This is a genomic window from Devosia sp. MC532 (assembly GCF_016461625.1).
In the GTDB taxonomy this organism is placed as follows: domain Bacteria; phylum Pseudomonadota; class Alphaproteobacteria; order Rhizobiales; family Devosiaceae; genus Devosia.
Genome location: NZ_JAEMNZ010000008.1, coordinates 162,947 through 172,291 on the forward strand (window position 1 = coordinate 162,947; position 9,345 = coordinate 172,291).

The window sequence follows — 9,345 nt, forward strand, 5'->3', positions numbered from 1 at the left end:
AGCGCGCGGCGTCACTGGAAACTTGGCCGCAGCCGCGCGCCCTCGTGCGACTTATTTCTCGCGGTAGATGTCAAACGCGCCGATCGCTTGGGTCGTCGCCATAAGCTGGATCTTGTTGACGTTCACGTGTTCGGGCAGAGAGGTGGCCCAGAAGATGCTTTCAGCAATGTCTTCGGCCGTCATCGGCTTGGTGCCCTTATAGACATTGTCGGCCTTGTTCTGGTCGCCTGCAAAGCGAACGACAGAAAACTCGGTTTCGGTCAGGCCCGGCTCAATATCGGTGACGCGGACGTTCTTGCCTTGCAAGTCCGAGCGAATGGCGAGGGCGAAGTGTTTTACGAATGCCTTGGACGCCGCATAGACGGAAGCGCCGGGATAGGTGAACTCACCCGCAACCGAGCCCAAAGTTACAACGTGGCCGCCGCCGCGTTCAACGAGCCCAGGCAGCAGCAGGCGCACCGTATAGACAAGGCCAGAAATATTGGTGTCGATCATGGTCTGCCAGTCGTCGAGGCTGGCTTCGTGGGCAGGGCCGAGGCCAAGCGCTAGGCCTGCGTTGGCGAGGACAATGTTGATGTTCTTGAAGGGACCGGGAATGTCAGCGATGGCAGCTTCGATGGCGGCGCGATCGCGGACATCGAGCTCGATGATGTGGCATTTCTCGGCGCCAAGCTCGATCTGCAGATCGATCAAGCGATCCATACGACGCCCAGTGGCAATCACTTTGGCACCCGCTGCCACATAGCGGCGAGCGGCGGCCTGACCAAAACCAGAGGTTGCGCCTGTGATGAAAACGATAAAGCGGCTTGCGTCGAGCAGCTGATACATACCGGGTCCTAGAAGGAATTTCAGTGTTGAGTGGTGGCTATGCTGTACCGCCATGCCGCGCGCGTCAACGTCGTTGCCCATGCGCCACTCTGATCAAGGAATGCCACGAAAAATACCAAGAAGGGTATTTTTGAGCTCTGGATCAGCTTAAACTGGTTAACGGTCGTTCACGACTATGCGATCCGCTGGGGAGTTGCTGCAGGTTTAACTCTTTGTTTCCGTAACGGAATCAATTGTGTGCTTCAGCCCCGTATCTGGTTTGTTGCGTAATAGGGCAGGTTACCTTTGTTCAAAGTGCGTCTCGTTTCGAGTTTTGGCGCTCTGTGTATCGCTGCGGCCGCACTGTCGGTTTCGGTGCTACCTGCCTCTGCGTTCGACTTTTTCGGCCTCTTCAAGAGTGATGCGGACAAAGCGGCTGATGCCGTCGTTGTCGATCCCAAAAACTACACCGTCGTGTTTTCCAGCTCCGAAGGGGGCGCGATAGAATCGGCGTTGCGCAATGCTTCGGGATTGCTCGCTGATCAAACTGAGCCCGCCTCGGGCGCAGCGGGGCTGATTGCAAAAGCGCGCGGCGATTATCGCCGTTTGCTCGCTGCTCTCTATAGTGAGGGCTATTATGGCGGGGTCGTGAGTGTTCGTATTGGCGGGCAGGAGGCATCAAACCTTCCGCCCGATACCAATCTGCCCGATCAGGTTGAGGTGACGGTGTCCGTCAATCCCGGACCCCTTTTCCGTTTCAACAGCGTGGCCATTGCCAATCAGGCAGCGCCGACCAGCGATCCGGCTGATCAGGTCGATGCGCCGATTATGCGTGGCTACGCGTCGGGAGAAATTGCGCGCGCCGGGGTGATTACCCGTGCCGAAGGTCTTGCGTTGGAAGCATGGCGTCAGCAGGGCTATCCCAAGGCCGAGATCGTCTCGCGCGATGTGGTTGCCGATCACAAAACCAATACGATTGACGCGTTGATCACCGTCAATCCTGGTCGCAAGGCTGGGTTTGGTGCGATCCGCGTGACCGGCGCTGATCGGATGAACCCCGATTTCGTTGCCCAACAGACCGGCCTTGCCGTGGGGCAGGAGTATGATCCGGACGAGTTGAAAAAGGCGCAGAAGCGGCTTGATCGTCTCGAGGTCTTCCGTTCCGCGCGGTTTGAAGCGGCGCAGGACATTGGCTCGGATGGCTTGCTGCCGTTTGAATTGACGGTCGAAGAAATGGCCGGTCGACGCTTTGGCGTTGGCGCGAATTATTCCACGACCGATGGTCTGGGCGTGGAAGGCTATCATCTGTGGCGCAATCTTTTCGGACAGGCCGAGCGCTTGCGGCTTGATGCGCGTGTGGCCTCGATTGGTTATCCGATCGATACCGCGCAGTTTGACTATCTCTTGGGCGGCACTTTCACCAAGCCCGGTTTTTACCATCCCGACGTTGATCTGGTCGCTGCGATCGCCGCTGAGCGCAACGTCTACACGACCTATGCTGAAACCGCCGTCGGCGGGTCGCTGGGGTTGAAGTGGTATTTCTCCAATGAAATTACGCTGACAGGCGGGGTCCAGGCGAAACGGGCACGTTTTGACGATAGTTTCGGAACGCGTGACTTCGCCTATTTCGGCGCCTATGGCGGTGTCGTCTTTGACAATCGCGACAGCGCGGTGGATGCCACCGAAGGCTTCTATGCCGCTGCAACCGTCGCTCCTTGGTACGACGTTATTTATAACAAGCCGGGAGCCAAGGTTGAGGTTGAGGGACGCACCTATTTTGGCTTTGGCGAAGACGACCAGTTCGTGCTCGCAGGGCGCGTGAAGCTAGGCGCGTTGCTCGGCCCCGATCTGGCAGAAATTTCACCCGATCAGCTGTTCTTTGCTGGCGGTGGCGGCTCCGTGCGTGGCTACGGACACAAGTCTATCGGTGTCGACAATGGGGCAGGGGCCGAAACTGGCGGACGCTATTTGGTGGAAGGCTCTATTGAAGCCCGCGCTAAGGTGACCGAGGATATCGGCGTCGTCGCCTTCGTCGATGCTGGCTATGTCGCTGCCGACACGATTCCGAGCTTACAGGACATGCGTATCGGCTCGGGTCTTGGGGTTCGCTACTACACCGGCCTTGGGCCGCTTCGCCTTGATGTCGCCGTTCCGCTCAACAAGCGTGCGAATGATGCGCACTGGGCCATCTACGCAGGTATCGGACAGGCATTCTAATGGCAAAATTTTCGACCAAGCGCCGTCTTGTCCTTGCTGCGCTGCTGTTGGGCGGGGCCGCTGTCCCAGTGACCCTGTTCGCGCAGGACATGAGCAATGAAGAGCAGAAGGATTGGCTGACGAGTTTCGTCGAGGGCCAGCTTTCGACGCCTGAACGCCAGATCCGCCTGTCCAATATCGACGGCGTGCTTGGCTCGGACGTAACTATCCGCGAAATCAGCATTGCCGACGAAGAAGGCGTTTGGTTGCGGATCAACAATGCGGCGCTGAACTGGAACCAAGGCGCGCTGTTCTTTGGCAAGCTTGAGGTCAATTCCCTCAAGGCAGAGAGCATTGATTACCTGCGCAACGCCAAACCCGCCGAAAATTCAGTTGATCTGCCGGCGCCGGAAGCTGGCGGATTTGAAGTGCCGCAATTCCCGGTGGCCATCCAGATTGGCGAAATCGCTGTCCCAAGCGTGACCTTTGGCGAAAGCGTCTTTGGGCTTGGCTCGCGCATTGGCCTCAAGGGCTGGGTGACGCTGGAAAATGGCGATCTTGACGTCTTTGCTGATATCGACCGTGTCGATGAGCCGGGCGGAACGCTTGATCTTGATCTCAAGTATCGTCGTGAAAATGCTGAAGTGGACGTCACTTTCAATTTGGCGGAACCGCCAGATGGGGTGATCGCCAATCTGCTCAATATCGAGGGACGACCAGCAGTTGACCTCAACCTTATCGGCAAGGGGCCGGTGACTGATCTCAACGCTGAGCTGAAATTGCTGGCCAATGGCCAAGAAGCATTGGCCGGTACGGGCCGTATAGCGCAGGCGAGCGCCGGTCTGGCGGTGAGCGTTGATCTTGGTGGTCCGCTCTCAACGCTGGTGGCTCAGCCCTATCGTCCGTTCTTTGGTGCGGACACGCGCCTTGGCGTCAACGCGTTGGTGCGGACCGCGGGCGGCTTTGACATTTCTGACATTCGCCTCAGTGGCGGGCAGTTGGGTCTGGTGGGCTCGGCCGAGACCACTGCGGACAATTTCCTCTCGAAGCTGGATTTGACTGCAACAATTGCTGATCCAGCGGGTGGCAAAGTGGTGCTGCCTTTGGCGGGCGCTGACACCAGCGTGCAGGGCGCGGAATTGCGCATTGGCTTTGGTATTTCGGCAGATGACAGCTGGAAGGCTGATCTCACCGTCGCCAATTTTGTCACAGACGGCTTTGCCGCGCGGGACCTAGAATTCGGCGTTGGTGGCGTTGCCAAGAACTTGGCGGATCCAGCCGCGCGCCTCGTCACGTTTAATGGCGACGGCGTTTTGTCGGGCATCGCCGCTGATGCGGGCGTAGAGGCCGCCCTCGGCTCCAACGTCGGTCTGGGCCTTGCAGGCGTTTGGAACGCTGGGCAGCCGATCGATCTCGCCGAGTTCCGCATTGCCGGTAAGGCGCTGACGGCTGGGCTGGTCGGCAAGATCGACGGCACTAATTTTGACGGCACGATTTCGATCGACACAGCGAGCATTGCGCCGTTCTCGTCGCTGGCCGGGCGCTCGCTGAGTGGTGGGCTAAACCTGACCGCGACTGGGCGTGTGGAAGCCGTGGGCGGTGGGTTCAACCTCGTGCTTGATGGCACGGGCGATACGCTGCGCATTGATGATCCGACTGTGGATCGTTTGCTCAACGGCGAGATACAGCTATCGGGCCGCGTGGCGCGAGATGGTGGCGGGTTCTCGGCAGAGAATTTCAAGCTCGGCAACCAGCTCATTCAGGTCACTGCGGATGGCGTCTATGCGAGCGATAGCGCCGATTTCAATATCGGCCTTGATCTATCCGATCTCGGTCTGGTGGCGGAAAATGCCTCCGGTGCCTTGCGAGTGACGGGTTCGGCCCGTTCGGAAAATGCCGAAGCGCCGCTGGTGCTGGCTTTGGACGGTGTTGTTCCGACTGGGACACTGTCTGACTACGAGCTTCGCGACGCTAAGTTCGGCGTTGCAGCGTCGCTGTTCAATGGCGCGACCGACGGCACGATCAGCGGCAGCGCAGCGCTCGACGGGCATTTGGCGCAGCTGGCCTCGCAGTTCAAAGTCGACGAAGTTGCCCAATCGCTCTCGGGCCTGTCGTTTGACATCGCCGGAACCAAGGTGACCGGGCAGGCGCTGCGTGATGCGGAGACTGGTCTCATCAACGGCGGTTTTGATATTGCTGCACCAGATGTGTCTTTGGCAGCAGCTCTGGCGCTAACCGAAGCCTCGGGCGCGCTCAATGCCAAGGTGACGCTGGCGCCAGTGGATGGCGAGCAGGGCGCGCAGCTCACCGCCAATGCCAGCGATCTCAAGGTCAGGGGCGTCGCCATTGGGCGTGCCGATGTGGCCGCAACTATTGGCGATCTCTTTGGTGTTCCGGCGATTGACGGCATGGCAAATGCATCGACCATTGTGGCCGGGGGCACGGTGATCAACTCCGTGACCGCCAAGGCCAACCAATCGGGCGATACCACCAATTTTGATGCGCAGGCGGCGCTGGCAACGGGTACGAATATTGATCTCGCTGGCGCGTTGAGCCCGATTGCTGACGGCTATCGCCTGGCGCTCAATCGCGCTAACCTCACGCAGGGGCAGTTGGCGGCGACATTGGCGAGCCCAACGGAGCTTATTGTAGCGGGCGAAAGCGTTTCGCTCGATGCCTTGCGCCTTAATGTCGGTTCGGGCTCGATCACTGCTTCCGGCACAGCAGGCGATGTCTTGGATATGCGCGTCGTCATTGACGCCCTGCCGCTCAACATCGCCAATGCCATCGTTCCATCGCTGGGTGTCGCGGGCACGCTGAATGGTGAAGCGATTGTGACGGGCGCTGCGAGCGATCCAAATGTGCGTTTCAACGCCAACGGCAACGGCATTTCGACAGCGCAGATCGCGCCCTTCGGGATCGCCCCAATCTCGGCCTCGCTGGCGGGCAGTTTTGCGGCCAACACTGTGACCATTGAGAGCCTCACTGCCAATGGGAACGGTGGGCTCAATGTTTCAGGTTCGGGCCGCATTCCACTTGCTGGTGCGGACATGGCCGTGAGCATCAAGGGCTCGGCGCCGCTGGCGCTGGCAAACCGCTTCGTCGCTGACCGTGGCGCGCAGGTTTCGGGCACGGCCAGTTTTGATGCACAAGTTGGGGGATCGATTTCTAGCCCGCAATTTGGAGGCAGCGTTTCGCTGGCTGACGGCGGCTATATCGACCCAGAACTAAACCTGCGACTGCAGGGGATCACTGGTCGTGCTTCGCTTTCGGGCACAACCGCAACGGTCGAAAACCTCACGGCAAATCTTGCGACGGGCGGAAGTGTGTCGGTGGGCGGGACTATTGGTCTTAAGGGCAATCTGCCTGCCAACCTTACGATAGCGATCAATTCGGCCCGCTATGCCGATGGCGATCTTTTCATCGCGACCATACGTGGTGGCCTCAAGGTAACGGGTGGCCTCATGGCGACCCCGCTGCTATCGGGCGGCTTGACCGTAGAGCAGGCCAATATCACCGTACCAGATAGCTTTGGCGGCGCAGGGCAGATAATTGATGTCAACCATCGTTCGACCCCAGCCGACGTTGAGCAGACCTTGGTTCGTGCGAAGGTCGGCACCGATGCTGCCTCTCGCTCGGCTGTTGCGGGGGCAGGTCCTCAGCTTGCGCTCGACGTCACGATTGACGCGCCTAACCAGATCTTTATTCGCGGCCGTGGGCTCGATGCTGAAGTTGGTGGGTCGCTGCGCCTGACAGGGCCGGCAAGCAATATTCAGCCGGTTGGTGCGTTCAACTTGATCCGCGGCAGGCTGTCGATCCTCGGTCAACGCATCACCTTCACCTCGGGTGGGGTAACTCTGCTGGGTGATCTGGATCCGCAGATCAATCTCGTGGCGACGACATCAAACGACGATATCGACGTGACGGTGACTGTGTCTGGGCGGGCTTCTGCTCTAGACGTGACCTTCGGCTCCAGCCCGACCTTGCCGCAAGACGAAGTGCTCAGTCGTTTGATCTTCAATCGTCCGATCAGTGAACTGTCGCCACTACAATTGGCGCAACTGGCGGCCGCGGCGGCGGAACTGGTTGGTGGAGGCGGCGGTGGTCTTGTCGGCAGTCTGCGCGGTGCTGCAGGCTTGGCGGACCTCGACGTTGTCACCGATGCGGAAGGCAATGTTGGCGTGAAGGCCGGGACCTACATCCAAGACAATGTCTACCTAGGGGTAACGGCTGGGGCCAATGGCCAGTCCAAGGTCAACATCAACCTCGATGTGACCGACGATTTGACCGTGCGGGGAGCTGCCGGACAGGACGGAAGTTCAAGCCTGGGCGTCTACTTCGAGCGCGATTACTAAAATTTGGGGCCGGGCTGATTATCAGTCCGGCCTTTGTTTTTGCTGATAGTTGAGGGTTTTCTTGCTTGTTGGCTTGCGTTTCAGCGTGCCCACCGATCTAGTCGGCGCACATTAAGACGCAGGGGAGGGCGTTTTGAAGCATAGGTCTTTGATCGCTCTAGCACTGGCAACCGTCGCCTCGATTGGCGGCACGCGTTTATCGGCCGTTGCGATTCCCTGGCTGGTCCTAACAACGACGAATTCTCCCGTACTGACTGGCGCAGTGGCTATGGCCGAATTGCTGCCCTATGTGGCGGCGCAGTTTTTGGCCGGGCCCTACATTGACCGCTTGGGTGCACGCAGAGTTGCCGTCGTGTGCGACGTGATCTCTGTTGTACTGTTGATGATCATTCCAGTTCTATTCGCTTTGGGGATTTTTTCCGTCTGGATCCTCATCCCAGTCGTTGCCGTATTGGGCCTGTTGCGTGGGCCTTCGGATACGTCGAAGCGCGCTTTGGTGCCGCAAGTCGCTGCGGTGTCGGACGTGCCGCTGGAGCGGGTTACCGGCATTTTGGGCACAAGCGACCGCCTGGCAGGCACTCTTGGATTCGCCGGGGCAGGGGTGCTCATAGCGCTGGTCGGGCCGGTCGCGGCACTCTTCATCAACGCGGCGACATTTTTGGTCTCAGGGCTCCTGCTGTTCTTTGGCGTGCTCGTACCCAATCCTGAAAAGCCAACAGAGGATGAGCCGAAGCGCCCGCATTATTTTGCCGAGCTCGCCAGCGGGATCAAAACGGTTGCCGCGAGCCCGGTTTACCTCGGGTTTGCTGCCATGATGTTGGTCACCAATATGCTTGATAGCGCCTATGGTTCGGTCATGCTGGCAGTTTGGGTTCGAGAGCATGGCTTCGATGTTTCGTGGCTGGGCATAATCCTCGCGACCTTTCAGATTTCGGCCATTCTGGGCGCGGTGGTCGCGTCTATCTACGGCCAGACGCTGCCGCGCCTGCCCGTGGTCATCGGTGGTTTCCTATGCGCGGGACCTATTGCGTTTATGGCCATAGCGTTGAGCCCGAGCATCTGGGTTACGCTCGCTATTCTGCTCTGTTGCGGATTCTCGGCAGGTTTTCTCAATCCGGTTGTCAGCGCGGTTCTCTTCGAGCGCATCGATAGGAAGAAGACGGGGCGCATGGTCGGAACGTTTAGCGCCATGACGGTCGTGCTGCTGCCCTTTGGAGGGCTATATGCCGGAACGCTCATCGAGTTGACCGATATCACGACCACACTGATGATTTCCGCAGTGATCTACGGGCTCGCAGTGCTGCTGCCGCTGCTAATTCCGGGCTTTACCGAATTCGCACAGCGCCGCCCCCAAACCTCAACAGCCTCGTAAACCGAAAGGAATAGTCCACAGCCCTAAACTCGGAAATTGCGTTCAAGCGTTTCAATGCGCAAAGGCCGACAAAACTTAGGCTTTCAGTTCCGTTTTGCACATTGCTTGAGCAGTAACGGGCTCAAAAATCATGCAATTTTGGCCGACCCTGTTGACGGGAAAAGTGGGTGCCCCTATAACCCGGTCATCGCTGCAGAGCACAGCGCCTTCCGGCACTGAGTTCTAGCGGCGCAGAAATCTGAAAGATCAGGCAGTTTGGCCGGTAACGGCGCAAGAAGCTTTGTGTCTAAGAATTCCGGAAGTTTAGCTTCCAAAATGACGTGTCCGGTTTGTAGCCGATGGGTCAGCTCTTTGACATTGTGAAGACAAGAAGAAAGAGAAACGTGGACGGCGAGGTTCTTGCGAACTGATCCGGGGTTTACTCCGGTGAGGTTATACAAGACTTCGATGGGTGCACGTTTCTAGAGGTACACTCTTTTAGCGCTTTTTAGCGCAATTTGATGTGTGTCCTCGTCAAAACGCAAACGTGCATCTAGCGACAATAGTCATGATTAAACTTGAGAGTTTGATCCTGGCTCAGAACGAACGCTGGCGGCAGGCTTAACACATGCAAGT

The 9,345-nt window shown here is 58.4% G+C and carries 4 protein-coding genes and 1 rRNA gene; 4 read left to right on the forward strand and 1 reads right to left on the reverse strand.

Features of this window, described 5'->3' with window-relative positions; all coding sequences use genetic code 11:
- Positions 1-51 precede the first annotated feature (51 nt).
- Positions 52-828 (reverse strand): SDR family NAD(P)-dependent oxidoreductase, encoded by a 777-nt coding sequence (locus tag JHC09_RS11880; RefSeq protein WP_199532107.1) that lies wholly within the window; start codon positions 826-828, stop codon positions 52-54.
- Positions 829-1,122: 294 nt separating this feature from the next.
- On the opposite strand from JHC09_RS11880, the gene JHC09_RS11885 reads away from it, so the two are divergent.
- The 4 genes from JHC09_RS11885 to JHC09_RS11900 all read left to right on the forward strand — a co-directional run.
- Positions 1,123-3,024: an autotransporter assembly complex family protein gene (locus JHC09_RS11885; protein WP_349236544.1), complete on the forward strand. Its 1,902-nt coding sequence runs from the start codon at positions 1,123-1,125 to the stop codon at positions 3,022-3,024.
- Positions 3,024-7,358: a translocation/assembly module TamB domain-containing protein gene (locus JHC09_RS11890; RefSeq protein ID WP_199532101.1), complete on the forward strand. Its 4,335-nt coding sequence runs from the start codon at positions 3,024-3,026 to the stop codon at positions 7,356-7,358. Before JHC09_RS11885 ends, JHC09_RS11890 begins: the two co-directional genes overlap by 1 nt.
- Before the next feature lie 133 nt (positions 7,359-7,491).
- Positions 7,492-8,730: an MFS transporter gene (locus JHC09_RS11895; RefSeq protein ID WP_199532102.1), complete on the forward strand. Its 1,239-nt coding sequence runs from the start codon at positions 7,492-7,494 to the stop codon at positions 8,728-8,730.
- A gap of 553 nt (positions 8,731-9,283) precedes the next feature.
- Positions 9,284-9,345, forward strand: a 16S ribosomal RNA gene (locus JHC09_RS11900); the annotation flags it as partial.